Here is a 24007-nt window from a genome sequence, read left to right as displayed (position 1 = left end):
GGCCGTCGACGGGCGGGTGACGGGAGGGGTTGCGGTGACGGCCATGGCTCCGTTGCTTCTGCTTCGCCGACTTCTGTTACTGCTGCTGGCTCGGGGGTCGCTGCCGCTACTTCGTCAGCGCGGCGACGAGGGCGTCGACGTACGCCGACATCGACCCGGGGCCGCCGAACATCCAGATGCCGTCGTCCAGTCGGTGCACGTCACCGGACTTCACGAACGGCAGGGACTTCCAGACGGCGTTCTTCGCGAGCACGCCGGTGAACGGGGTGGCGGTCTTGTCGTCGTCGTTGCCGATGTAGGCGAACTGCGTGTCCTTCGGCAGGTCGGTGAGGCCTTCGACGTCGGTGGACCCGAGTCCGTAGGCCGCGTCGCCCTTGACCTTCCACGCGTTCTTCAGGCCGAGGCGCTTGTTGACGGACCCGATCAGGGAACCGTCGGTGTACGGGCGCAGGGTGACCTGGTTGGAGGTGACGTAGCCGTCGGCGAAGGCGATCTCCGTGCCCGCGAGGTCGGCGTCGGCGAGGGCCTTCTTGCCCTCGGTGAGCTTGGCCTCGAAGTCCTCGCGGGCCGTCTTCGCCTTGTCGGTGATCCCGGTGGCCTTGGCGATCAGGTCGAGGTTCGCCAGCATCTGACCGATCTGGTCGGAGCCGTCGGCGGACTTGATCTCCAGCACGGGAGCTACCTCGCGCAGCTGCTTCACGGCCGCGGGCGCCAGGTCCGAGGAGGCCAGGATGAGGTCGGGCGCGAGGGCGGCGACGGTGTCCATGCTGGGCTCGCCGCGCGTGCCGATGTCCTTCGGCTCGTTCTTCAGCGGGACGGCGGAGTCCCAGGTGTTGTAGCCCTTGACGTCGGAGACGCCGACCGGGTCCACGCCGAGGGTGATGAGGCTCTCGACCTCGTTCCACTCGGTGGCGACGACCTTGGTGGCCGGGCCGTCGAGCGTGAGCTTCTTGCCGCCGCCGTCGGTGAGGGTGATGGCCTCGGACGTCTTCTTCTCGGTCTTGTCGGCGGCGGGCTCGGTGGTGCCGCACGCGGCGAGGGTGAGCGCCGCGGCGGTGGTGGCGGCCGCGGTGAGCAGGAGGCGTCTCATGAGGTGGTGCCGAGCCTTTCGGTTCGAGTGCGGCGGGTGTGCCGGGTGTGGTGTCGGCCGATCGGGCGGGTGCGCAGCCGGCCGGTGAGGGGGTCGTGGTCCACGTCGATGCGGATGCCGTAGACGGCGGTGAGGCGTTCCGGGGTGAGGACGTCCTCGGGCAGGCCGTCGGCGACGATGCGGCCCGCTTCGAGCAGGGTGATCCGGTCGGCGATGGCCGCCGCCTGGTCGAGGTCGTGCAGGACGACTCCGACGGCGATGCCGTGGTCGTCCGCCAGGTCGCGGACGAGGTCGAGGAGTTCGACCTGGTAGCGCAGGTCGAGGTAGGTCGTCGGTTCGTCCAGCAGCAGTACGCCGGTCTCCTGGGCGAGGCAGCTGGCGAGCCACACCCGCTGCAGCTGTCCGCCGGAGAGGTGGTCGGCGCCGCGCTCGGCGAGGTCGGTGACTCCGGTCAGCGCGAGCGCGCGGTCGATCGCGGCGGACGCGTCCGGGTCGGGCCGGCCGAAGCGGCCCCGGTAGGGATAGCGGCCGAACTCGACGACGTCCCGCACGGTCAGTCCGCTGGGGGTGGGGCGGCCCTGGGTCAACAGGGCGACGTGCCGTGAGAACTCACGGGCGCTCAGGGCGAGGCCGTCGGTGTCGGTGTCGATGCTGAGCGTGGCGTGGCGGGCCCGCTGCAGACGGGCGATCGTCCGCAGGAGCGTCGACTTGCCGCTGCCGTTGGGGCCGACGAGGACGGTCACCTCGCCGGGCCGCAGGGCGACCGCCGCGTCGTGCACGACGTCGACGCCGTCGTACGCGACGGTCACGCTCGTGGCCGACAGTTGGTGACCGCGAAGACGCGGGGTGTCGGCTGTTTCTTCACCAGATCTCACCCGACGAAGGTTAGCCTACCCTTATTTGCGCGGGACAGGGGGTGCCCGCGAGTCGGCCGGCCCGTCGGTCAGCGGTCGGCCTGTCGGCCAGCCGGTCAGTCGTTCAGTCGTTCAGTCGTTCGACCCGTTGGTCAGTCGGTCGGCCACGACTCCGGATTCCACACGCCCGAGCGCCGCAGCGACGCCGGGCAGTGCAGATAGATCTCGTCGATCTCCAGGACCAGGGCCAGCGCGGGACGCTGGCCCTTCACCGTCATGGCGTCGAAGAACGGGGCGTCGGAGAGGATGCGCGCCCGGCCGTTGACGCGCAGCACCTCTTTGCTGCCGGGTATCAGGTAGAGCAGCCCGGCGTGCGGGTTGTCGAGGATGTTGTGGAAGCTGTCGCCCCGCCGGTTCCCCGGCCGGTCGGGCAGGGCGAGCGTGCCGGAGTCGATGACGTGTGTGAAGCCCGCGGTGTCCCCGCGCGGGGAGACGTCGCAGTTGCCGCGCGAGTCGGAGGTGGCCAGCAGACAGAAGGGCGAGCGGGCGATGATGTCCCGGTCCTGGTCGGCGAGCCGGTCGTGGACCTTCTCGATCACGATGGGCCAGGGTTCGCCGAGCAGTTCGCGCAGCTCGGCACCCGACCCCAGTTCGACCCAGCCCTCCCGGCCCTCCGGGCCGTCCTCGGTCACGGCGTTCGGCCCTGTTCCGGCGGTGTCGATCGTGTGCGGCAAGGCCGACTCCAAACATGCGTGCGTCCGGCGGGTACAAGTGGTTGCACACAGAACATTATCGGACGGCGTTAGGCATGCCTTACTTGAGAGACGCCCGGGGTTGCCGCGACTTCACGCTCCCGCTCGGCCGCGGGAACCGCCTCCTGCGAACCGTAGGTCGGCGGGATCGCCCGGAGCGTGAAGTCTTCGGAAGGCGAGCGACTTTCAGGAGGCGAGCACGGCACGTCCCTCGGCGATGATGGCCGCCAGCTCCTCGATCTCCCCCGCACCGAGGGAGGTCAGGGGCGGGCGGACCGGGCCCGCCTTGCTGCCTTCCAGCGTCACCCCCGCCTTCACCAGGGCCACCGCGTAGCCGGGGACCCGCTTGCGGAGCCTGACCAGGGGGTGGAAGAAGGCCCGCTGCAGTGCGTCGACGCGCTGGGTGTCGTCCTCCTCCACCGCGCGGTGGAAGGCGAGGGAGATGTCGGGCGCGAAGGCGAACGCGGCCGAGGAGTACAGCTTCACACCCAGGGCGCGGTAGGCGGGCTGGCTCGCCTCGGCGGTGGGCATGCCGTTGAAGAACTGGAACTCCTTGCCGGACGCGCTCAGCGCCTCACGTACGGCGGGAATGATCCGGGCGACGAGATCGAGGTCGCCGGTGCCGTCCTTGAAGCCTGTCACCGTGGGCAGTCGGGCCACCGCCGAGGCGGTGTGCTCGTCGAAGCGCGCGTTGCCCCGGTTGTAGACGATCACCGGCAGGGCGGTCTCCTCTGCGACCGCGCGGACGTACGCGACCAGGCCCTCGGCGGGCGAGTCGACGAGGTAGGGAGGCATGAGCAGCAGGCCGTCCGCACCGGCCTCGGCGGCGGCGCGGGCGAAGCGGCGGGCCAGGCCGAGCGCGCCGCCGGCCCCGGCGTACACGGGGACCCGGCCGGCCACCGCGTCGACGGCGGTCCGTACGACCGCGGTGAACTCCTCGATGTCCAGGGCGTGGAACTCACCGGTGCCGCAGGCGACGAACACGCCGCCGGGACCGGCGTCGGCCCCCGCGGAGACGTGCTGGTGCAGGGCGGCCAGGTCGACCTCGCCCGCATCGGTGAAGGGGGTGACGGGGAAAAAGAGGACACCTTCGAGCATGGGGGTCTTCAACTCCTGGGACAGAGGGGCGAGAGGGCTGGGGTGAGAGGGCGCGGATACCGGGTCAGGTGGCTGCGGCGGCGCCCGCGCGCACGACGTTGGCGAGCGGGCGGCCCTGCTCCAGGCGGTTGATGTTGTCGGCGATCTCCACCGCGCGGGCGGCGAAGGTGTCGGTGGTGTGGCCCGAGTGGTGCGGGGTCATCAGCACGTTGGGCAGTCGGCCGAACGGCAGTCGGCTCGGTGCCTGCGGCGGGCCGGACCACCACACGTCCAGCGCGGCCCCGGCGATGACACCGGTGTCGAGGGCCTCGTACAGCGCGTCCTCCTGGACGACCGGGCCGCGGGCCACGTTGACCAGCAGGGTTCCCGGTCCCATGGCCGCCAGTTCGGCGGCGCCGATCAGGCCGCGGGTGGCGGGGCCGAGGGGGACGGTGACCACGACGACGTCGGACTCGGCCAGCAGGTCGGGCAGCCGGTCGTTGCCGCCGATCCAGTCGGTCCGCAGGTCTGCCGGGACCGGCGCGGAGGGGTCGCGCCGCACGGCACGTACCCGCATACCGACCGCCTGGCAGAGGCGGGCGACCTCGGTGCCGGTCTCGCCGAAGCCGATGACGCCGACCCGGCGGCCCTCCAGCGTCGTACCGAACGGCAGGTCCGGGTCGACGGCCACGTTGCGCCACTGTCCGGCCCGCAGTGCGCGGTCGGCGCCCAGGACGTCGCGGGACAGCATCATGACGGACATGAGGACGTGCTCGGCGATGGAACGGCCGTGGTGGTGCGTGGTGGTGACCGACACCTGCGGGCCGAGCGCGTCCAGCGGGATTCCGTCGTAGCCGGCGCCGACCACCTGGACGAGCCGGAGCCGTCCGGCGCGCCGGGCGTCCTCGGCCGACAGGCGCGAGCCGACGAACACCTCGGCGTCGGTGATGGCCTCTGAGATCCGTTCCGGGGTCCAGTCGAAGGACTCCAGCCAGGTGTGCGGGCCCTCGGCGCGGGCCTTGAGGGGTTCGTGGAAGCGGCTCAGGATGCGGTGGTTGAGCATGATGTGCACGGTCGGGTCACCACCGGGGGGTCTTGGTCGAGAAGGAGGGGTCGACGGTGCGCATGTAGCCGGTGTCGTCGCGGTCGCGCAGTCCGCAGTCGAGGTACTGCCGGTGGAGCCGGGCGAGGGCGTCCCGGTCCAGTTCCACGCCCAGGCCGGGAGCCGTCGGGACGGTGACGCGGCCCTCGGTGAACTTCAGGACCCCGGTGTCGACGACGTCCTCGTCCGGCTGCTTCCAGGGCGTGTGCGTGTCGCAGGCGTAGGTGAGGCGCGGGGTGGCCGCCGCGAGATGGGTCATCGCGGCGAGGCTGATGCCGAGGTGCGAGTTGGAGTGCATCGACAGGCCGAGGCCGAAGGTGTCGCAGATCGCGGAGAGCTGGAGGCCGCGCCGCAGCCCGCCCCAGAAGTGGTGGTCGGACAGGACGATGCCCACCGAGCCGCGGGCCACGGCCGGGGCGAGGTCGTCGAAGGAGACGACGCACATGTTGGTCGCCAGGGGGGTCGGTGTTCCCGCGGCCACGGCCGCCATGCCGTCGATGCCCTCGGTCGGGTCCTCCAGGTACTGCAGGTCGCCGTCCAGCTCGCGGGCGACGTGCAGCGAGGTCTCCGTGCTCCAGGCGGCGTTCGGGTCGAGACGCAGCGGCAGGTCGGGGAAGGCCTTGCGCAGGGCTTTGACCGCCGCGATCTCCTCGTCGGGCGGGAAGACACCGCCCTTGAGCTTGATGGAGGAGAAGCCGTACGTGTCGATCATGCGGCGGGCCTGGTCGACGAGGCCCGCCGGGTCGAGGGCGGCGCCCCAGTCGTCGTCGGGCTGCCCGGGGTGTGCGGCCCATTTGTAGAAGAGGTAGGCGCTGTAGGGCACCGAGGGGCGGACGGCGCCGCCCAGCAGGTCGCTGACCGGCCTGCCGAGCAACTTGCCCTGGATGTCCAGGCAGGCGACGTCGAAGGGGGACATGACCCGGTCCACGGCGCTGCTGCCGGTGACCATCCCGGACATGCCGTCGCCGCCCGAGGTGTCCTCCCCCAGTGCGCGTGTGGTGCGGGCGATCAGGTCGTTGAGGTTCCAGACGTCCAGGCCGGTCAGTTCGTCGGCGGCGCGGCGCAGCCGTTCCAGATGGACCGTGCCGCCGTAGGTCTCACCGACGCCGGTGACTCCGGACTCCGTGGTCAGCTCGACGATCGTGCGCAGCGCGTAGGGCTCGTGCACCCCGACCGTGTTGAGGAGTGGGTAGTCCTTGAAGGCCACGGGGGTCACGGTGACGTCGGCGATGCGTGCTGCGTTCCCTGCCATGAATGCCGTCCTCATATGTAGTCCGCGTTCTCATTTGTAGACAGCCACCCTCACAGCTGTCAATGGGCGATCACGGAACCGGGGTGAGCAGGACCCCCTCCGCCATGAACCGCCCGACGTTGTCCAGGACCAGGTCGGCCATCGCCTGCCGCGTCTCGTGCGTCCCGCTGGCCACATGGGGGAGCAGGAGCACGCGGTCCGACTCCAGCAGCGCCCGCGGCACGTTCGGCTCGTCGGCGAAGACGTCGAGCGCCGCACCGGCGATCCGCCCCTCGCGCACCGCCGCGACCAGGGCCGGCTCGTCGATGACGCTGCCGCGCGCGACGTTGACCAGGAAACCCCGGGGGCCGAGCGCGTCGAGCACCTCCGCCGAGACCAGGCCCCGGGTGCCCGCTCCGCCCGCGACGGTGACGACGACCGCGTCGCACCCGGCGGCCAGCTCCCGCGCGGTCGCAACGTGGCGGTAGGGGACGTCGGCCACCGGGGTCCGCGAGCAGTACGCGATGTCCGTGCCGAAGCCTTCGAGGCGGCGTGCGACGGCCCGGCCGATCCGGCCGAGGCCGAGGATGCCCACACGCTTCCCGCTCACCCGGGAGGTCAGCGGGTAGGGCGCCGCACTCCACTTGCCGGCCCGTACGTACCGGTCGGCGGCCGACAGTTCGCGCATCACGTCGATCAGACCGCCGACGGCGAGGTCGGCCACGCAGTCGTCGAGCACGTCGGGGGTGTTGCTGACGTCGATGCCGCGCGCCCGGGCGTGGGCCACGTCCGTGGTCTCGTAACCGACTCCGAAATGGACGATCGCGCCCAGCCTCGGCAGCGCGTCCATCAGGGAGTTGGCGACACCGAACCGCGCGCTGGTCACCGCGGCCACCACGTCATCGGCCTCCTCCCGCAGGTAGGCGGCGGGGTCGGGCAGTTCGTGCAGGCGCACGGTGCGGTGGCGCTCGGCCAGCGTCTTCTCCAGGGCGGGGAGCAGCGGGGACACCTGGAGGACGGTGCCGGGGGCGGCCGGGCCGTCGGGGGTGGCGGGGTGGGACATGGTGGTACTCCCGTCAGGGCGGAGGGTTCGGTGACGTGCGATGTCCGGGACACCCGGGGGCGGTCGGGCCGGACGGTGATCACGCGGCAGCAGGCGGTGACGGTCGCAGATCCGTCGCCGCGCATCCCTTGACGCTGCCACGGCACCGGTTTAGCTTCGGCGTTCACAGATGCGGACCGAGTACGTAAGTGTAAACAGCTCAGGAGGTCGGCCCGAACTCGGAACGTGACACATCAGCACTCCCCCGGAGATACGCCGACGATGAAGTCCCCCGTTTCCTCCCCTCCGCCCGGCCGACGGCGGCCCCGCCCGACGACCGCCCTGCTGCTGGCGGGCACGGTGCTGGTGTCCAGTGGCTGCGCCGTGGCCAACAGCGCCGGCGGTGACGCCGGCGAGGCCGACGGCCGCACCCTGCGCGTGGTGCTCACCCAGGAGCCACCGACGCTGGAGCCCTGCGAGGCCTCACTGACCAGTACCGGCGTCGTCGTCCGGTCCAACATCACCGAGCCGCTCGTGGAACGCGATCCCGACTCCGGCGAACTGCACCCGCTGCTCGCGACCGGCTGGAAGCAGACCGGGCCGCGCACCTGGACCTTCGACACGCGCAGCGGGGTGACCTTCCAGAACGGTGAGCCGTTCACCGCGAAGGACGCCGCGTTCTCCATCGACCGGGCGGTCAACTCCGACCTCGCGTGCAATGTCGAGGGCTATGTCTTCGGCGACGACGACCTGTCGGTGAAGGCGGTCGACGACAACCGGCTGACCGTCACCACGCCCGAGCCCGACCCGATCCTGCCGCTGCGCCTGAGCTTCGTGGAGATCGTGCCGCGCTCCACCAGCACCGAGGCCAAGGTGCGTGTCCCGGTCGGGACCGGCCCGTACGCCGTGCGCTCGTGGCAGGCCGGCACCGCGATCTCCCTCAGCCGCTACGACGACTACTGGGGCAAGGCTCCCGCCTTTCCCCGGGCCCGTTACGTCTGGCGCAGCGACGCGAGTGTCCGGGCCGCGATGATCGACAAGGACGAGGCGGAGATCGCCGTCGCGCTCGACTCGATGGAGGCGGAGAAGGACACGACCGCCTCCTATCCCAACAACGAGACGACCGCGCTGCGGCTGGACGGCCGCGAGGCGCCGCTCGACGATCTGCGGGTGCGCCGGGCCATCGACCTGGCGGTCGACCGCCAGGGCATCATCGACGCCCTGCTCGGCGGACTGGCCGAACCCGCGGGCCAGCTCGTACCGCCCGGAGTGGTCGGACACAGCGACGCGATCGAGCCCACCCGGCAGAACGTGGACAAGGCCCGCGCCCTGGTGAAGGAGGCGAAGGCCGACGGCGTGCCCACCGGCCGCACCATCACCCTGGTCGCCCGCAACGGCATGTTCTCCGGGGTCTCGGAGACCGCGGAGGCCCTGCAGTACCAGATGAAGGAGATCGGGCTGAGTGTGAAGGTACGCATGGCCGACACCGCCACCCAGCTCCAGTACCAACTGAGGCCGCTGCCGAAGAACGTCGGGCCCATCGCCCTGCTGATCATGCACGGCAACCAGGCCGGTGACGCGGCCTTCACCGCCAGCCAGTACCTGCTCAGCGACGGCCCGCAGTCCACCTTCGGCACCAAGGACCTCGACCGGCGCATCGCCGACGCGGGCCTGCTGTCCGGCGACAAGCGCCAGAAGGCCTTCGCCGACCTGCTCGCCGACCAGAACGACACCGTCGTGCAGTACACCCACATCGCCCACATGAGCGGACTGCTCGGGCTGTCACCGTCGATCCGGTACGAACCGAACTCCGCCACCGGCGACGAGATGCGGCTGGCCGAGGTCGGTCCCGCCGAGGGGGCGAAGGACTGACATGATCCCCTTCCTGCGCAAACGCATGATCTCCAGTGCCGTCCCACTCTTCTGCGTGGTGCTCGGCGTCTTCTTCCTGGCCCGGATGACCGGCAACCCGGTCGACCTCTATCTCCCCCTGAGCGCCACCGCCGAGCAGCGCGCCGAGTTCTCCGCCGCCCAGGGCTTCGACCTGTCGATCCCGGCGCAGCTGTGGAACTACCTCGTCGACGCGGCCCACCTCGACTTCGGCACGTCGCTGCGGACCGGGCAGCCCGCGACCGAGATGGTGCTCGACGCCTTCCCGGTCACCCTGCAGCTCGCCGGGGTGACCATGCTGCTCGCGATCACCGGGGCGCTGCTGGTGGGCAGCCTGGCCGCCTACCGCCCCAACTCGCTCGTCGACCGGATCGCCAGCCTGCTGTCGATGACGGCCGCCAGCATCCCCGACTTCTGGTTCGCCATCATGGGCGTGCTCGTCTTCGGGGTGAGCCTCGGCTGGCTGCCGACCTCCGGCACCCTCGGCGGACCCGAGATCTGGATCCTGCCCGTCGCCACCCTGCTGATCCGGCCCTTCGGCGTACTGGTCCAGGTGGTACGCGGCAGCATGGTCACCGCGCTCTCCGCCCCCTACGTCAAGATCGCCCGCAGCAAGGGCGCCACACCCCGGCGGGTGATCTTCGGACACGCCCTGCGGAACGCGGTGACGCCGGTGCTGACCGTGGCGGGCGACCTGGCGGTCGGCCTGGTCAACGGCGCGGTGATCGTCGAGACGATCTTCGGCTGGCCGGGCATCGGCAAACTCATGATCGACTCCATCCTGCAGCGCGACTTCGCGGTCCTCCAGGCGGCCGTGCTCCTCACCGCGGTGACGATCTTCGCGCTCAACATCCTCGTCGACGTCTGTCACGCGCTGACCGACCCCCGTGTGCGACTGGCGGTGCCGGCGTGAGCGAAGGAAGCACCATGCCCCGAGAAGAACCCACGATCGCGGACACGGACAGGGACACCGCCGTGGGCACCACCGCAGGCATCGCAGCGGGCACGGCTGCGGACACCACCGCCGCCGCGACCCCGGACACCACCACTGCCGCCGGGACCGCGGCCGACGGGAAGTCCGTGCCCCGCCGGGCGAGCTGGTGGCGCATGCTGGGCCGCGACCGCGCGGCGGCCGTCGCCGCCGTCGTCCTGTCGCTGGTCGTCCTCGTGGCGGTCTTCGGGCGGCTCGTCATCGGCGACCGCGCGCAGCGGCAGGACCTGGACGCCTCCCTGCGGCCACCGTCCCTGGACCACGGCGTGTACGGCCTGTTCGGCACCGACGTCCTCGGGCGCAGCGTGCTGGCCCGGCTGGTCGACGCCGCCGCGACGACCCTGTCCGTGGCCGTCCCCGCCGTGCTGTGCTCACTGCTGATCGGCTCGGCGCTCGGCCTGTGGGCCGGTTACCACGGAGGCCGCCGCGAGAGTCTCGCCCTGCGCGTCGCCGACGTGATCCTCAGCTTCCCCTCCCTGCTGATCGCGGTGGTCGTGCTGTACGTGTTCTCGCCCAGCGCGCTGAACATCGTGCTGATCCTCGCGGTGGCCCGTGTACCGGTGTATCTGCGGACCGCGCGGGCGGAGGCGGCCGAACTGCGCAGCCGGCTGTTCGTGGACGCGGCCCGCACCTTCGGGACCCCCAGCCGGCACATCATCCACCGGCACATCCTGCCGATCGCCCTGCCGACCCTGCTGACGGTCGCCACGCTCGACTTCTGCTTCGTCATGCTCACCGAGTCCTCGCTCAGTTTCCTCGGCATCGGCATCCAGCCGCCGGACGTCAGCTGGGGCCTGATGGTCGCCCAGGGCCGGCAGTACCTCCAGACCGCCTGGTGGATCACCGTGCTGCCGGGGCTCGCCATCGTGTTCACGACGGTGTCCGCCACGGTGCTCGCCGCCTGGGTCCGCATGGCCACCGACCCCGCCCAGCGCTGGCGACTGACGCTGCCCACCAAGCGCCGCGGTGCCTCCGCCGCCGTACCCCCGGAGCTGATCCCGTGACGACCACCGCAGCGCCCTCACCGTCCGCCGCCGGCCTCCCCGACGACATCCCCGCCCTCGACGTCGAAGGGCTCCGCGTCGACCTGAGCACACCCGCCGGGCGGGTACGCGCCGTCGACGGCGTCAGTTTCAGCGTCCGCCGCGGCCGTACCCTCGCCCTCCTCGGCGAGTCGGGCTGCGGCAAGTCGATGACCGCGCTGTCGGTCGTGGGGCTGCTGGACCCCGCGGCCGAGGTGACCGGCGGCGCCGTCCGGGTCAGGGGCGACGACACCCTGCGGATGAGCCCCGCGGAACGCCGCAAACTCGCCGGACCCGTGCTGTCGATCGTGTTCCAGGACGCCCTGACCGCCCTCAACCCGGTGCAGCCCGTCGGCCGGCAGATCGGTGAGCCGTTCCGCATCCACCGCGGACTCTCCCGGCGCGAGGCGCACGGGAAGGCGGTCGAGCTCATGACCCGGGTGGGTATCCCGGAGCCCCGGCAGCGGGCCCGTTCCTATCCGCACCAGTTCTCCGGCGGTATGCGGCAGCGGCTGCTGATCGCGATGGCCGTCGCCCTCGATCCCGACGTCCTCATCGCCGACGAACCCACCACCGCGCTCGACGTGACCGTGCAGGCGCAGATCATGCGGCTGCTGCGGGACCTCCAGGACGAGCGGGAGATGGCCCTCGTCCTGATCACCCACGACCTGGCCGTGGTCGCCCAGCGCGCGGACGACGTGGTCGTCATGTACGCGGGCACGGTCGTCGAGAACGGCCCGGTGCGCGAGGTCTTCGCCGCGCCCCGCCACCCCTACACCCGGGGGCTGCTCGACTCGGTGCCCGAACACGCCGTGCGCGGGCGTCCGCTGCCCGCCGTGCCCGGCAGCCCGCCCGAACTCAGCGCGGTGCCGACGGGCTGCGTGTTCCAGGACCGCTGTCCGCTGGTGCGCGAGCGCTGTGTCCGGGAACGGCCCGTGCTGCGCGCGTCGGGCGAGGACCGCACGGCCGCCTGCCACTTCTCCGAGGAGCTCGACCGTGTCTGAGAGCCGTACGCCTGAGAGCCGCATGCCCGAGAGCCGCATGCCTGAGAGCGGCGCCACCGCCCTCGTCGAGGGCCACCGCGCTGGCGCACCGGGGGAATCCGTGCCCCTGCTGGAGGTCAGCGGTGTCACCAAGACCTTCGGCCACGGCCGCCGCCGGCTGACCGCCCTGGACGGGGTGGACATCCGGCTCGGCCGGGGCGAGACCCTCGGGCTCGTCGGCGAGTCGGGCTGCGGGAAGTCCACCCTCGCCCGGGTGCTGCTCGGCCTGGAACGGCCCGACGCGGGCACCGTACGGTTCGACGGCACCGACCCGTTCGCCCTGCGCGGCAAGGACCTCCTGGCCTGGCGCCGCCGCGTCCAGATGGTCTTCCAGGACCCCTTCGCCTCGCTCAACGCGCGGATGTCGGCCGCCGACCTGATCGGTGAGCCCTGGCGCACGCACCGGGACGTCGTACCGGACGCCAAGGCCCGGGAGAAGCGTGTGCGCGAACTCCTCTCGCTGGTCGGGTTGCGGGCCGGCGACGCCCACCGCTATCCGAACGAGTTCTCCGGCGGACAGCGCCAGCGCATCGGCATCGCCCGCGCGCTGGCGCTGGACCCCGACCTCATCGTCTGCGACGAGCCGGTCTCCGCGCTGGACCTGTCGGTGCAGGCCCAGGTCCTGAACGTCCTGTCGGAACTCCGTGAACGCCTCGGCGTCGCCTACGTCTTCATCTCCCACGACCTGTCCGTGGTGCGGTACATCTCCGACCGGGTGACCGTGATGTACCTGGGCAAGGTCATCGAACACGGCGCCACGGAGGATGTCTTCGAGCGGCCTCGGCATCCGTACACGGGTGCGTTGATGTCGGCCGCGCCGGTTCTGGACGCGTCCGGTGCGGCCGGGGACCAGGAGATCCAGCTGAAGGGAGAGATCCCCTCGCCCTTCGACATCCCGTCGGGGTGCCGGTTCCGTACGCGGTGCCCTCGGGCGGAGGACCTGTGCGCGTCGCAGTCACCGCCGGCGGTTGCGCGTGGCTCCCACAGCGCGCTGTGCCACTTCCCACTTGAGGCGGTCGCTGCGGGGGCATGAACGGGTGGTTCGCCGCCTGCGGGCGGGCGGGGGCGGGCCGCGCAGTTCCCCGCGCCCCTGGAGGGCGGGGCTACGCCCCAGCCCTCCAGGCCGCGCGAGCTACGGAAACGGGCCGCACTTCAGCGCCCCTCAGGGGCGCGGGGAACTGCGCGACCAGCCCCCACCGTCCCGCAGCCAAAATCACTAGTGGCAAGGCCGGGGCGCAGCCCCGCCTCCCAGGGGCGCGGGGAACTGCGCGGCCCACCCCCACCGACCCGCAGCCGGATGTAGGGTCCGCGGCAGTATCTCCGAAGCGATGAGGAGTGATGCCGGTGTCCCCGACAACCGATCCCGACTCCGCCCCACGCGTGGAACTCACCCCCGCCGCAGCCGAGCTCCTGCGCAGACTGCGCGACACGCACGGCCCACTGATGTTCCATCAGTCGGGCGGCTGCTGCGACGGCAGCGCACCCATGTGCTACCCGGAGGGCGAGTTCAGGACAGGCGACTCCGACGTCCTGCTCGCCTCCCTGGCCGTCGAGGGCGTCGAGGAACCGGTCACGTTCTGGATGTCGCGGAGCCAGTACGAGGTCTGGAGCCACACCCGGCTCATCGTCGACGTGGTCGAAGGCCGGGGCAGCGGCTTCTCCCTTGAGGCACCCGAAGGGGTACGTTTCCTGACGCGTTCGCGCCTCGTCGGCACGTAGTCATCGTCAAGGCACCCTCTCTGTGCTGAACTCCCCTGTGTCCTGGGTCATTTGAGGAGACAGCGGAGAGAGCAGGGGCACCGTGACACCGATGACACCACGCACCGGACGACTCAGAACCGCACTGACGGTCTTCGCCGCATGGAGCGCGCTGGCCGGCGCAGCCCTCGCCGGGGCGGCACCGGCCAGCGGCGCACAGGCGAACAGCGCACCGCCCGGCGGCGCTCCCGCCTTCAGCCGGATCGCGCCGGGGGTGCGCTACACGGAGTTCGACATCCAGGCCGCCAAGGGCGTGACGCACGCGCATGTGCTCAGCGTCGATCTCGCCCATCCCGAGGTGAGCGTCGATCTGCTCCATCCGGGCGTGGTCGCGGCGCGCGCGACGGTCTCCCGCCTGACCGACGCCCAGGGTGCCGTGGCCGGCGTCAACGGCGACTTCTTCAACATCACCGAGACCCAGCACCCGGGGGTGGAGGCGACCGGCGCGTCCGTCGGCCCGGCCATCGCGAAGGGGCACACCCTCAAGGCGGCGGTCCCGAACGGCCAGCGCTTCGGTCCCGCCCTGCCGCCCGGCACGAGCACCAAGGACGTGCTCGGCGTCGGCACGGACCACAGGGCCCGCCTCGACAGCCTCGCGCTCGACGGTTCGGTCGAGACCACCGGGGCGACCCTGCCGCTCGGCGGTCTCAACCAGTACGCACTGCCCGTGGGCTCCGTAGGCGCGTTCACCTCGGACTGGGGTCAGGTCTCCCGGGTGCGGGCCACCTGCGGGACGGACACCGACCGGGCCGCGCCCTGCAGCACGGACACCTACGAGGTGACCGTGCGGGACGGCCGGGTCGTGTCATCGGCCGACACCCCGGGCAGCGGAACCATCGCTTCGGACACCACGGTCCTGGTCGGCCGGGAGGCGGGGGCCCAGCAGTTGCGCAAGCTGTCCGTGGGCGAGCCGGTCGTGGTGCGGCACCGGCTGGTGGCGGCCGCGTCGAAGACCCCGTACCGCTTCGCGATCGGCGGGTATCCGGTCCTGCGGGGCGGACAGCCGCTCGCGGGGCTCGACGACACGACGGCGGCGGTACGGACCGCGGCGGGCGTCTCCGACGGCGGGCACCGGCTGCTGTTGCTGGCGATCGACGGGGCGGCGGAGTTCCGCAGCGGTCTCACCATCGCGGAAGTCGCCGCCGAGATGAAGAAGTTGGGTTCCGTGGACGCGTTCAGTCTGGACGGTGGCGGTTCCACCACGCTGGCCGCCCGGGAGCCCGGTTCGGCCACCGCGACCGTACGCAACCACCCCAGCGGCGGGGCCGAACGCCCGGTGCCGAACGGGATCGGCGTGTTCTCCAAGGCCTGACGTCCGTCGGAGGAGCCTCAGGCTCGTCAGGGCCTGAGGCTGCTGACGATGTCGGCTGTCGCCGTCATCCCGTCATGGATGGTCGGCGCCATGCTGGTGCTCGCGAGATAGAAGCCGAGCAGGACGCAGACCACCGCGTGCGAGAGCTTCAGCGCGCCGTTGCGCAGGAAGACCACCGTCAGAATCACGAGCAGCACCACCACAGAGATGGAAATAGCCACCGTCAACCTCCTCCGCCACGCCACGCCACTCCGCGGCTTTCGGCCGCAAGTGTGGCGTAGCGGGGGGTTCGTCCGTGCGGCTGACGTGTCCGCCGAACGTGTGTTGACTGCGCGTGACGGCGCGGGGCCGGACCCGCGTCCTGGCTACGCCCGTCGGCGGGCGTCCAGGAAGGCCTCCAGGCCCGCGAGGTCGTCGGTGTTGAGGTGGTCGGCGTCCGCGGCGAGCAGTTCGCCCCAGACCGCGTCACGGGCGGGGCCCGCCAGGTCGGGGGTGGCCCAGAAGCGGACCCTCTGCTGCCGCGAGTGCGCGGCCAGGATGATCCCGCGCAGTTTCTGCCGCTCCGCCTCGGGGAACGTACCGACGCCCTGCCAGGTGAAGTTGAGCGTCCAGTTGTCGCTGATCAGCGGGATGAGGGAGGCCGGGGCCGGGACGGGGGCCAGCAGGTCGAGGAGACGGCCGTCGTAGAAGGCGTGCCGTACGGTCTGGGCCTCCATGGGCACCCGGGCGGCCCGGTCGCCGGAGATCACGGCGGTCACCGCGCCCGGGTGGACGCGGCCATGGGCGTACGTCGTGAACAGGTGCCGGTAGCGGCGCAGTCGGCGGTCCAGTTCGAGGTACGTGGCCGAGCCCTCGGTCTTGATGTCGATCAGCAGCTGGAGCGGCTTGCGGTACCCCCGGTACACCGAGCCGCCGTTGGCCTTCACGCGGGCGGCGAGGGGCTTCAGGTAGAGGGATTCCAGGGTGCGCGCCGGGTCCAGCTCCACCGGGTCGTGAGCGACGAGGAGTTGGCCGTCGACGAGGTAGATGTCGGCCTCGACGCTGCCGAAGCGGTGGTCGAGCGCGTCGAACAGGGGCCGCGGGTGGAGGTAGTCGTTGTGGGCGTGGGCACGCCACAGCGGGCGCGGGCGGTGCCTGTCCTCGCTCGCCTGCGCGTACGCGGGCAGGGCGATACCGCCCGCGAGTCCGGCGGCGAGGGTGGTGAGGGCTCTGCGACGGGTGGTGAGGGCCATGTCTGCCTCCCTGAAAGTGCCGTACGGGGCCACGGACTCCCCGAGCCGACGAAGTCGGGACTGGGGAGAGTATGCGTCGTGGACATGCCCAAGGAGCAGAGCCGTGCGGGGAGTTGGCCGGACTGCCGCTGTGTGTTCACTTCATCGGGCCACCTGCACGCGAAGGCCCGCTCCCGTCCCCGATGGGGGCGGAAGCGGGCCTTCGTACCATGCGCTCCGGTGAGCCGGCGGGTCGGTCAGGGAGCCTGGAGGTCCACCAGTTCGGCCAGTGCCTCCCGGTGGCTGCCCGCGGTGCCGTAGGCGATCGAGTCGGCTTTGGCCCTCTTGAGGTAGAGGTGCACCGGGTGCTCCCAGGTCATGCCGATACCGGCGTGCAACTGGAGGGCCTCCTCGGCGGCGTGGACGGCGACCGGCGCCGCGTACGCCTGGGCGAGGGCCACGGCCACGTCCACCTCGGTGCCGTCCCCACTTCCGCCGGCCAGCGCGTCGGCCGCGTTGCGTGCCGCGGCGCGTGTGTGGACGGTCTCCAGCCAGAGCTGGGCGAGCCGGTGCTTGAGCGCCTGGAAGCCGCCGACCGGGCGGTTGAACTGCTTGCGCTCCTTCAGGTAGCGGACCGTCTCCGTCAACGACCATTCGGCGAGGCCGAGTTGCTCGGAGGCGAGCAGTCCGGCCCCGGCGCGCAGGGCACGGCGTACGGCCGGGGCCGCGTCGCCGATCCGGCGGGCGGACGCCCCGTCGAGGACGACCGTCGCGACCGGCCGGGTCAGGTCCAGGGACACCTGCGCGGTGAGGGTCACGGCGTCCGCGTCGACCGCGTACAGGCCGCCGTCCTCGGCGGGAACGAGCAGCACGTCGGCGGCGTCGGCGTCCGCGATGCCCGTCAACTCCCCGTGCAGGACGCCGTTCTCGATCCGTACGGTCCGGTGGGCGCCGCCGGGAGCGATGTTCAGGGCGACGGCGAGGGCGCCGATACGGCGGCCGGACGCCAGCTCGGCCAGGAGGTCGTCGGCGTCGCACGCCAGCAGCGCCTCGGTGGCGACGACCGCGCTCGTCAGATACGGCACGGGGGCGACCGCGCGACCCAGCTCCTCCAGGACGACGGCGGCTTCGCGGTGCGTGGCGCCCTGGCCGCCCAGTGCCTCGGGCACCAGCAGGCCCGCGAGGCCCATGCCCTCGGCGAGGGCCTTCCACGCCTCGCGGTCGTGCGGCGCGCCGGACTCCGTACGGGCGATCACGCCCGCCGGGTCGCAGTGGTCGGCGAGCAGGTCACGGACGGCGGCGCGCAGCGCCTCTTCCTCCTCCGAGTACAGCAGGTCGGGCTGTGCGCGCTGCGTTGTCTGCGCTGTCTGCGCTGTCTGCGCCGTCATCGGGCCAGGTCCTTCCAGGCGACGTCCTTGTCGGTGCGCGGCTCGGAGGGCAGCCCCAGCACGCGCTCGGCGACGATGTTCAGCAGGACCTCACTGGTCCCGCCCTCGATGCTGTTGCCCTTGGAGCGGAGGTAGCGGTAGCCGGCGTCACGGCCGGTGAAGTCGACCTTCTCGGGCCGGCGCATCGTCCAGTCCTCGTACAACAGGCCCTCTTCGCCGAGGAGTTCGACCTCCAGGCCACTGATCTCCTGGTTGAGGCGGGCGAACGCGAGTTTCATGCCGGAGCCCTCGGGGCCGGGCTGTCCCGCGACCAGCTGCTGGCGCAGGCGTTCGCCGGTGAGCCGGGCCACCTCGGCCTCGACCCACAGCTTCAGCAGGCGCTGGTGGAGGTCGTGGGTGCGCAGCTCGGGGCGTTCGCGCCAGGTCCTGGAGACCGGGCCGATCATGCCGCCCTCGCGCGGGATGCGCATGCCGCCGATGGAGACCCGCTCGTTCATGAGCGTGGTCTGCGCGACCCGCCAGCCGTCGCCGACCTCGCCGAGGCGGTGTGCGTCGGGGATGCGGACGTCGGTGAGGAACACCTCGTTGAACTCGGCCTCGCCGGTGATCTGGCGCAGCGGCCGCACCTCGACGCCGGGGTCGGTCATGTCGCAGACGAAGTAGGTGATGCCGCGGTGCTTGGGCGCGTCCGGGTCGGTCCGGGCGATGAGGATGGCCCAGCGGGCGAGATGGGCGCTGGACGTCCACACCTTCTGGCCGTTGACCACCCAGTCGTCGCCGTCCCGTACGGCGCGCGTGCCGAGGGCGGCCAGGTCGGAGCCCGCGCCCGGTTCGCTGAACAGCTGGCACCAGACCTCCTCGCCGACCCACAGGGGCCGCAGGAAGCGGTTCTTCTGCTCCTCGGTGCCGTAGCCGAGGACCGTCGGCGCGGCCATGCCGAGGCCGATGCCGATGCGCCGCGGGTCGTTGTCGGGAGCGCCCGCGGCCTCCAGCTCGGTGTCGACGACGGCCTGGAGGGAGCGTGGCGCGCCGAGGCCGCCGAGACCTTCCGGATAGTGCACCCAGGCGAGTCCGGCGTCGAAGCGGGCCTTGAGGAAGTCCACCGGGTCCGTGCTCCCGACCGGGTGCGCGGCCAGCAACTCCTTTGTGCGGCGGCGCAGTTCGGCGGCGTCGACCGCCCCGCCCCCGCTCGCGGTGTCGGTCATGCGACGGCTCCGTTCTCGTTCGTGCCCTCAGGGGCGGTTCCGAGGGCGGGCAGCACGGCGACGCGGCCCGTGGTGACGCCGTCGGCGACCCGCTGGACGGCGTCGGCCGCGCCGGCCAGGGGCACGCGCTCGCTGACGAGCGGCCTGATCGCCCCGCGGGCGGCCAGTTCGGTGAGCTGCTCGTGGCAGCGCAGGACCAGCTTCGGGTCCTTGGTGTTGTAGAGGCCCCAGTGCAGTCCGAGGATCGAGTAGTTCTTCACCAGGGCGTGGTTGAGCCCCGGGCTGGGGATCGTGCCGCTCGCGAAGCCGACGACCACGATCCGGCCCTCGAAGGCGACGAGCTTGGCGGACTGCGCGTAGGCGTCCCCGCCGACGGGGTCGTAGATCACGTCGGTGCCCCGGCCGCCGGTGGCCTCCTTGACGGCGGCGACGACGTCCTCGGCGCGCCGGTCCACGACGAGGTCGCAGCCCAGCTCGCGGGCGACGGCGGCCTTGTCCGCGCCGCCCACGACACCGATGACGGTCGCCCCCGCCGCCTTTCCGAGCTGCACCGCCGCGCTGCCGACCCCTCCTGCGGCAGCGTGGACGAGCAGCGTCTCGCCGGCCTCCAGGCGGGCCCGCCGGTGCAGGCCGAACCAGCCCGTCTGGTAGCCGATGTGCAGGGCGGCGGCCTCGGCGTCGTCCAGCGCCTCGGGCGCGGGCAGCAGGGCCGCGGCGTCCGCGACGGCGTACTCGGCGAAGCCGCCGTACGGCAGCGCCGGGTTGGCCATGACCCGCCGGCCGTCCTCGGTCTCGCCGCAGATCTCCACCCCGGGGGTGAACGGCAGCGGCGGCCTGACCTGGTACTGGCCGCGGCACATCAGGGCGTCCGGGAAGTTGATGTTCGCCGCGCGCACCTTGAGCAGGACCTGGCCGTCACCGGGGACGGGCCGCTCCACCTCCGCGAGCCGCATCACCTCGCCGGGCTCGCCGATCTCGTGCACTTGCCATGCCTGCATGCGGGGCCTCCACGGGACTGTCGTCTGTTCTGTTCGCACCTCGGGGTCAACCGCATACTAAGCGGTCGCTTGCCGCACAGGGAACAGGCAGGGGTCGCAAACTCCCCAGGGCCGCGAAGAACGGCGCACGCCCACACCAACCGGCCCCACCCCTTAAAACCCACGGCACCCCCACCCCCCAAGGGGCCCGGGGAACGGCGCAACCGACGTCAGCCGCCCTGCCCGCCACCACCCCGCTTCGGCCGCGCCCGCACATGCATCCGCTCCCCCTGCCGGCCGAAGAGGCTCAGGAATTCGACCGGCCCCTCCCCCGTCGACCCGAACCAGTGCGGGACACGGGTGTCGAACTCGGCCGCCTCCCCCGCGCCGAGCACGACGTCGTGCTCGCCGAGCACGAGCCGCAGCCGTCCCGAGAGCACGTACAGCCACTCGTAGCCCTCGTGCGTACGCGGCTCCGGCTCGTCCTTGCGCTTGGGCTCCAGCACCTTGTAGGCCTGCAGGCCGCCGGGCTGGCGGGTGAGCGGCCAGTGCGTACGGCCGTGCATGACGATCGGCTTGGCCGCCCGGACGCGCGGATCGCCGACCTGGGGCGCTCCGACGAGTTCGTCGAGGGGCACCTGGTGGGCCCGGGCGATGGGCAGCAGCAGCTCCAGGCTGGGCTTGCGCAGGCCGGACTCCAGGCGGGAGAGGGTGCTCACGGAGATGCCGGTGGCGGTGGACAGGCCCGCGAGGGTGGCGCCGCGCTCCTTGCGGACGCGCCGCAGCCGGGGCCCGACCTCCGCGAGCACGCCCTCCGTGTCACGGTCACCTAGCTCCCCGGGTTCTTCGTGATCCTTGTGCTCACTCATGACCCTTATTGCAGTTTCGGCAAAGCCATTTGTCAATACGGGTGCCGTGGGGCGACCTTCTCGGTGGAGGTGGTCACCGTGACCGATACGTACGAAGTGGTCGTCGTCGGCGGGGGCGCGGCGGGACTGTCCGCGGCGCTCGTCCTAGGGCGCGCACGCCGGAGTGTGCTCGTGATCGACGGAGGCGAGCCGCGCAACGCGCCCGCCGCCCACATGCAGGGCTATCTGACCCGGGACGGCATGTCACCGGCCGAGTTCCTGGCCGTGGGACGCGAGGAGATCGCACGGTACGGTGTCGAGCTCGTCCGGGACCTGGCGGTGGACGTGGCACGGGACGCGGACGGCGAGTTCGACGTGACGCTCGGCGGCGGGCGCCGGGTGCACGGGCGCCGGCTGGTCGTCGCCACCGGTCTCGCGGACGAGCTGCCGACCGTGCCGGGGGTCGCCGAGCGCTTCGGCCGGGACGTCCTGCACTGCCCGTACTGCCACGGCTGGGAGGTGCGGGACCAGGCCTTCGGCGTGCTGGCGACGACCCCGATGGGCGTACACCAGGCGCTGATGGTCTCCCAGTGGTCCAAGGACGTGACCCTGTTCCTGCACACGGTCGCGGAGGAGGAGCTGGCGGACGAGGATCTGCGCCGGCTCGCGGCGGCCGGCGTGTCCGTGGTGCCCGGTGAGGTCGCGGGGCTCGACGTCGTCGACGACCGGCTCACCGCGGTCCGGCTGGCGGACGGCACGTCCCACGAGCGCTCGGTGCTGTTCGTGGCACCCCGGCCGGTCCCCCGCACCGGCCTGCTGGAACAGCTGGGCGCGGACCTCCAGGAGACCCCGTTCGGCTCGTACGCGGCGGTCGACCCGACCGGCCTGACCAGCGTGCCCGGCGTCTGGGCGGCGGGCAACGCGATCGGCTTCGGCGAACAGGTCGTGAACGCGGCGAGCGGCGGCTACCGCGCCGGCGCCACGATCAACGGGGAACTGCTGTTCGCGGACCTGGACGCGGCGGTGGGGGTGTAGTGGCGCGGCCGGACGGGCTCGCGGGCCCGTCCGCCCAGGTGTAGACCCGGCGTCTGCGTAGCACGATGACTTCATGTTGCTGTCCCGGCTCGCCAACGTGTCCCAGGAGGTCGCCGCCACCTCGGCGCGGTCCCGGAAGGTCGCTCTGCTCGCGGAGCTGTTCCGGGACGCGGAGGCGGACGACGTGCCGATCGTCATCCCCTATCTGGCGGGCCGCCTGCCCCAGGGGCGGCTCGGCGTCGGCTGGAAACTCCTCGGCGCGTCCGTCCCGCCGGCCGGGGAGCCGAGCCTGACCGTGCGGGAGGTGGACGGCCGGCTCACCGCTCTCGGCGCGGTCTCCGGCACCGGTTCGCAGGCGGAACGGGCGCGGCTCGTCGGGGAGTTGATGGGCGCGGCCACCGAGCCCGAGCAGAAGTTCCTGCGCGCGCTGATCGGCGGCGAGGTACGGCAGGGCGCCCTCGACGCGGTCGCGGTCGAAGGGCTCGCCCGGGCGACGGACGCGCCCTCCGCCGACGTACGCAGGGCCGTGATGCTGGCGGGTTCGCTGCAGACCGTGGCCGAGCGGCTGCTGGCCGACGGCCCCGAGGCACTGGAGGAATTCAGCCTCACCGTCGGCCGGCCCGTCCTGCCGATGCTGGCGCACAGCGCTCCTTCCGTCGCGGAAGCACTCGACAAGCTCGGTCCCTGCGTGGTGGAGGAGAAGCTCGACGGCATCCGCGTCCAGGTGCACCGCGACGGCGACGAGGTACGCGTCTACACCCGCACCCTCGACGACATCACCGACCGCCTGCCGGAAATCACCCGCGCCGCACGGGAGTTGAAGGTCGATCGCTTCATCCTGGACGGCGAGGTGATCGCGCTCGACGACGACGGGCGGCCCCGGCCCTTCCAGGAGACCGCGGGCCGCGTGGGCTCCCGGGTGGACGTGGCGACCGCCGCCGAGGCCGTGCCCGTCTCCCCCGTCTTCTTCGACGCCCTGTCCGTGGACGGCCAGGACCTGCTGGACCTGCCGTTCACCGACCGCCACGCGGAGCTGGCCCGGCTGGTCCCCGAGCCGATGCGTGTACGGCGTCTCCTCGTCCCGGATGCCACGGACGAGCCGGCGCGGGCCGCCGCCGAACGGTTCAGCACCGACACCCTCGCGCGCGGCCACGAGGGTGTCGTCCTCAAGTCCCTGGACGCCCCCTACAGCGCGGGCCGGCGCGGGGCCTCCTGGCTGAAGGTCAAACCCGTCCACACGCTCGACCTGGTCGTACTGGCCGCCGAGTGGGGCAGCGGGCGGCGCACCGGCAAGCTCTCCAACCTGCATCTGGGCGCCCGCAGACCGGAAGGCACCTTCGCCATGCTGGGCAAGACGTTCAAGGGCCTCACCGACGTGATGCTGGCCTGGCAGACCGAGCGGCTCCAGGAACTCGCCGTCGCCCCCGTCGAGGAGAGCGGCTACGTGGTCACCGTCCGCCCGGAACTGGTCGTGGAGATCGCGTACGACGGTCTGCAGCGCTCCACCCGCTACCCGGCGGGCGTCGCCCTGCGGTTCGCCCGGGTCGTGCGCTACCGCGAGGACAAGACACCCGAGGAGGCGGACACCGTCGAGACGGTGCTCGCCGCGCACCCGGGGGTCGCCGCATGAGCCCGGCCGCCGCCGCGAAGCGCAGCGCGGGCCTGCTCCTGTTCCGCCGCACCGGCCGCACGGCCCAGGGCGACCACGGCATCGAGGTGCTGCTGGGCCACATGGGCGGCCCGTTCTTCGCCAGGCGCGACGCCGGCGCGTGGACCGTACCGAAGGGCGAGTACGGGCCCGACGAGCCGGCCTGGGACGCCGCGCGCCGCGAGTTCCAGGAGGAACTGGGCCTGCCACCGCCAGACGGCGCCCCCGTCCCCCTCGGCGAGGTCACCCAGACGAACGGCAAGATCGTCACGGTCTGGGCCGTCGAGGCGGACCTGGACCCGGCGGCCGTGGTCCCCGGCACCTTCGCCATGGAATGGCCGCGCGGATCGGGCCACGTCCAGGAGTTCCCGGAACTGGACCGCGTGGAATGGCTGACCCCGGCCCGCGCCAGAGCGGTCCTGATCAAGGCCCAGACGGAGTTCCTGGACCGCCTGGAAGCACATATGCGCTGACGAGAGGGGCACGCGCCCCGACAGGGGCGCGGGGAACTGCGCGACCGGCCCCCCTGTC

23 protein-coding genes are annotated in these 24007 nt (G+C 72.1%); 10 read left to right on the top strand and 13 right to left on the bottom strand.

What is annotated here, in order from left to right:
• Positions 1-106 precede the first annotated feature (106 nt).
• The 7 genes from ACFWGJ_RS23450 to ACFWGJ_RS23420 all read right to left on the bottom strand — a co-directional run bounded on the left by ACFWGJ_RS23450 (position 107) and on the right by ACFWGJ_RS23420 (position 7169).
• On the bottom strand, positions 107-1090 hold the full coding sequence (locus ACFWGJ_RS23450) for an iron-siderophore ABC transporter substrate-binding protein (RefSeq protein ID WP_387327708.1): 984 nt from the start codon (positions 1088-1090) through the stop codon (positions 107-109).
• Entirely contained in the window at positions 1087-1965 is an 879-nt protein-coding gene (locus tag ACFWGJ_RS23445; protein ID WP_387327705.1) for an ABC transporter ATP-binding protein, read from the bottom strand. Before ACFWGJ_RS23445 ends, ACFWGJ_RS23450 begins: the two co-directional genes overlap by 4 nt.
• A gap of 131 nt (positions 1966-2096) precedes the next feature.
• Positions 2097-2678, bottom strand: a complete 582-nt coding sequence (locus tag ACFWGJ_RS23440) for an MSMEG_1061 family FMN-dependent PPOX-type flavoprotein (RefSeq protein ID WP_387327704.1) — start codon at positions 2676-2678, stop codon at positions 2097-2099.
• Between the two features lie 204 nt (positions 2679-2882).
• The gene (locus ACFWGJ_RS23435) at positions 2883-3806 is read right to left on the bottom strand and encodes a 5-dehydro-4-deoxyglucarate dehydratase (RefSeq protein WP_387327701.1); all 924 of its coding nucleotides are present in this window, start codon (positions 3804-3806) and stop codon (positions 2883-2885) included.
• 52 nt (positions 3807-3858) lie between these two features.
• A complete protein-coding gene (locus ACFWGJ_RS23430; protein ID WP_387327700.1) occupies positions 3859-4836 on the bottom strand; it encodes a 2-hydroxyacid dehydrogenase in 978 nt (325 codons plus the stop codon).
• 16 nt (positions 4837-4852) lie between these two features.
• The gene (locus tag ACFWGJ_RS23425) at positions 4853-6127 is read right to left on the bottom strand and encodes a glucarate dehydratase family protein (RefSeq protein WP_387327698.1); all 1275 of its coding nucleotides are present in this window, start codon (positions 6125-6127) and stop codon (positions 4853-4855) included.
• A 70-nt stretch (positions 6128-6197) separates the two neighbouring features.
• Entirely contained in the window at positions 6198-7169 is a 972-nt protein-coding gene (locus ACFWGJ_RS23420; protein WP_387327695.1) for a 2-hydroxyacid dehydrogenase, read from the bottom strand.
• Positions 7170-7430: 261 nt separating this feature from the next.
• Here ACFWGJ_RS23420 and ACFWGJ_RS23415 point away from each other — a divergent pair, with 261 nt between their 5' ends.
• The 7 genes from ACFWGJ_RS23415 (at position 7431) to ACFWGJ_RS23385 (ending at position 15164) form a co-directional block, all read left to right on the top strand.
• Entirely contained in the window at positions 7431-9020 is a 1590-nt protein-coding gene (locus ACFWGJ_RS23415; RefSeq protein ID WP_387327692.1) for an ABC transporter substrate-binding protein, read from the top strand.
• A gap of 1 nt (position 9021) precedes the next feature.
• Positions 9022-9951, top strand: a complete 930-nt coding sequence (locus tag ACFWGJ_RS23410) for an ABC transporter permease (RefSeq protein ID WP_387327690.1) — start codon at positions 9022-9024, stop codon at positions 9949-9951.
• Positions 9952-9965: 14 nt separating this feature from the next.
• On the top strand, positions 9966-11033 hold the full coding sequence (locus ACFWGJ_RS23405; RefSeq protein WP_387327688.1) for an ABC transporter permease: 1068 nt from the start codon (positions 9966-9968) through the stop codon (positions 11031-11033).
• Positions 11030-12055, top strand: a complete 1026-nt coding sequence (locus tag ACFWGJ_RS23400) for an ABC transporter ATP-binding protein (RefSeq protein ID WP_387327685.1) — start codon at positions 11030-11032, stop codon at positions 12053-12055. The genes ACFWGJ_RS23405 and ACFWGJ_RS23400 overlap by 4 nt, the downstream gene beginning before the upstream one ends.
• A gap of 37 nt (positions 12056-12092) precedes the next feature.
• Positions 12093-13127, top strand: coding sequence for an ABC transporter ATP-binding protein (locus ACFWGJ_RS23395; RefSeq protein WP_387327710.1), 1035 nt, complete (start codon positions 12093-12095; stop codon positions 13125-13127).
• 311 nt (positions 13128-13438) lie between these two features.
• Positions 13439-13813: a DUF779 domain-containing protein gene (locus ACFWGJ_RS23390; RefSeq protein WP_387327683.1), complete on the top strand. Its 375-nt coding sequence runs from the start codon at positions 13439-13441 to the stop codon at positions 13811-13813.
• Positions 13814-13904: 91 nt separating this feature from the next.
• Positions 13905-15164: a phosphodiester glycosidase family protein gene (locus ACFWGJ_RS23385; protein ID WP_387327680.1), complete on the top strand. Its 1260-nt coding sequence runs from the start codon at positions 13905-13907 to the stop codon at positions 15162-15164.
• A 26-nt stretch (positions 15165-15190) separates the two neighbouring features.
• On the opposite strand, the gene ACFWGJ_RS23380 is transcribed toward ACFWGJ_RS23385, so the two are convergent.
• The 6 genes from ACFWGJ_RS23380 to ACFWGJ_RS23355 all read right to left on the bottom strand — a co-directional run bounded on the left by ACFWGJ_RS23380 (position 15191) and on the right by ACFWGJ_RS23355 (position 20814).
• On the bottom strand, positions 15191-15385 hold the full coding sequence (locus tag ACFWGJ_RS23380) for a hypothetical protein (protein ID WP_387327678.1): 195 nt from the start codon (positions 15383-15385) through the stop codon (positions 15191-15193).
• 144 nt (positions 15386-15529) lie between these two features.
• On the bottom strand, positions 15530-16396 hold the full coding sequence (locus ACFWGJ_RS23375) for a phosphatidylinositol-specific phospholipase C/glycerophosphodiester phosphodiesterase family protein (RefSeq protein WP_387327676.1): 867 nt from the start codon (positions 16394-16396) through the stop codon (positions 15530-15532).
• A gap of 236 nt (positions 16397-16632) precedes the next feature.
• Positions 16633-17763: an acyl-CoA dehydrogenase family protein gene (locus ACFWGJ_RS23370; protein WP_387327673.1), complete on the bottom strand. Its 1131-nt coding sequence runs from the start codon at positions 17761-17763 to the stop codon at positions 16633-16635.
• Positions 17760-18968 carry an acyl-CoA dehydrogenase family protein gene (locus ACFWGJ_RS23365; RefSeq protein WP_387327670.1) on the bottom strand — a complete coding sequence of 403 codons (1209 nt, stop codon included), beginning with the start codon at positions 18966-18968 and terminating at the stop codon, positions 17760-17762. The genes ACFWGJ_RS23370 and ACFWGJ_RS23365 overlap by 4 nt, the downstream gene beginning before the upstream one ends.
• Positions 18965-19966 (bottom strand): NADPH:quinone oxidoreductase family protein, encoded by a 1002-nt coding sequence (locus ACFWGJ_RS23360; protein WP_387327667.1) that lies wholly within the window; start codon positions 19964-19966, stop codon positions 18965-18967. The genes ACFWGJ_RS23365 and ACFWGJ_RS23360 overlap by 4 nt, the downstream gene beginning before the upstream one ends.
• Before the next feature lie 209 nt (positions 19967-20175).
• On the bottom strand, positions 20176-20814 hold the full coding sequence (locus ACFWGJ_RS23355) for a helix-turn-helix domain-containing protein (RefSeq protein ID WP_387327665.1): 639 nt from the start codon (positions 20812-20814) through the stop codon (positions 20176-20178).
• Positions 20815-20892: 78 nt separating this feature from the next.
• Between ACFWGJ_RS23355 and ACFWGJ_RS23350 the strand changes: the two genes are divergently transcribed.
• The 3 genes from ACFWGJ_RS23350 (at position 20893) to ACFWGJ_RS23340 (ending at position 23949) form a co-directional block, all read left to right on the top strand.
• Entirely contained in the window at positions 20893-21828 is a 936-nt protein-coding gene (locus ACFWGJ_RS23350) for an NAD(P)/FAD-dependent oxidoreductase (protein WP_387327662.1), read from the top strand.
• Positions 21829-21901: 73 nt separating this feature from the next.
• The gene (locus ACFWGJ_RS23345; RefSeq protein ID WP_387327659.1) at positions 21902-23458 is read left to right on the top strand and encodes an ATP-dependent DNA ligase; all 1557 of its coding nucleotides are present in this window, start codon (positions 21902-21904) and stop codon (positions 23456-23458) included.
• Positions 23455-23949 (top strand): NUDIX domain-containing protein, encoded by a 495-nt coding sequence (locus ACFWGJ_RS23340; RefSeq protein WP_387327656.1) that lies wholly within the window; start codon positions 23455-23457, stop codon positions 23947-23949. The genes ACFWGJ_RS23345 and ACFWGJ_RS23340 overlap by 4 nt, the downstream gene beginning before the upstream one ends.
• The last annotated feature ends 58 nt before the right edge of the window (positions 23950-24007 follow it).

Origin of the sequence: Streptomyces sp. NPDC060205, assembly GCF_042728395.1 — a bacterium.
Taxonomy (GTDB): Bacteria; Actinomycetota; Actinomycetes; order Streptomycetales; family Streptomycetaceae; genus Streptomyces.
The sequence above is the reverse complement of the archived record's forward strand: the minus strand, read 5'-3'. Positions and strand labels throughout refer to the sequence as shown.

Excerpts from the sequence above, each read along its gene's own strand:
- ACFWGJ_RS23450 (WP_387327708.1), bottom strand. The coding sequence starts at position 1,090 with ATGAGACGCCTCCTGCTCACCGCGGCCGCCACCACCGCCGCGGCGCTC.
- ACFWGJ_RS23430 (WP_387327700.1), bottom strand. The coding sequence starts at position 4,836 with ATGCTCAACCACCGCATCCTGAGCCGCTTCCACGAACCCCTCAAGGCC.
- ACFWGJ_RS23425 (WP_387327698.1), bottom strand. The coding sequence starts at position 6,127 with ATGGCAGGGAACGCAGCACGCATCGCCGACGTCACCGTGACCCCCGTG.
- ACFWGJ_RS23420 (WP_387327695.1), bottom strand. The coding sequence starts at position 7,169 with ATGTCCCACCCCGCCACCCCCGACGGCCCGGCCGCCCCCGGCACCGTC.
- ACFWGJ_RS23415 (WP_387327692.1), top strand. The coding sequence starts at position 7,431 with ATGAAGTCCCCCGTTTCCTCCCCTCCGCCCGGCCGACGGCGGCCCCGC.
- ACFWGJ_RS23410 (WP_387327690.1), top strand. The coding sequence starts at position 9,022 with ATGATCCCCTTCCTGCGCAAACGCATGATCTCCAGTGCCGTCCCACTC.
- ACFWGJ_RS23405 (WP_387327688.1), top strand. The coding sequence starts at position 9,966 with ATGCCCCGAGAAGAACCCACGATCGCGGACACGGACAGGGACACCGCC.
- ACFWGJ_RS23395 (WP_387327710.1), top strand. The coding sequence starts at position 12,093 with ATGCCTGAGAGCGGCGCCACCGCCCTCGTCGAGGGCCACCGCGCTGGC.
- ACFWGJ_RS23385 (WP_387327680.1), top strand. The coding sequence starts at position 13,905 with ATGACACCACGCACCGGACGACTCAGAACCGCACTGACGGTCTTCGCC.
- ACFWGJ_RS23375 (WP_387327676.1), bottom strand. The coding sequence starts at position 16,396 with ATGGCCCTCACCACCCGTCGCAGAGCCCTCACCACCCTCGCCGCCGGA.
- ACFWGJ_RS23370 (WP_387327673.1), bottom strand. The coding sequence starts at position 17,763 with ATGACGGCGCAGACAGCGCAGACAGCGCAGACAACGCAGCGCGCACAG.
- ACFWGJ_RS23365 (WP_387327670.1), bottom strand. The coding sequence starts at position 18,968 with ATGACCGACACCGCGAGCGGGGGCGGGGCGGTCGACGCCGCCGAACTG.
- ACFWGJ_RS23360 (WP_387327667.1), bottom strand. The coding sequence starts at position 19,966 with ATGCAGGCATGGCAAGTGCACGAGATCGGCGAGCCCGGCGAGGTGATG.
- ACFWGJ_RS23355 (WP_387327665.1), bottom strand. The coding sequence starts at position 20,814 with ATGAGTGAGCACAAGGATCACGAAGAACCCGGGGAGCTAGGTGACCGT.
- ACFWGJ_RS23345 (WP_387327659.1), top strand. The coding sequence starts at position 21,902 with ATGTTGCTGTCCCGGCTCGCCAACGTGTCCCAGGAGGTCGCCGCCACC.
- ACFWGJ_RS23340 (WP_387327656.1), top strand. The coding sequence starts at position 23,455 with ATGAGCCCGGCCGCCGCCGCGAAGCGCAGCGCGGGCCTGCTCCTGTTC.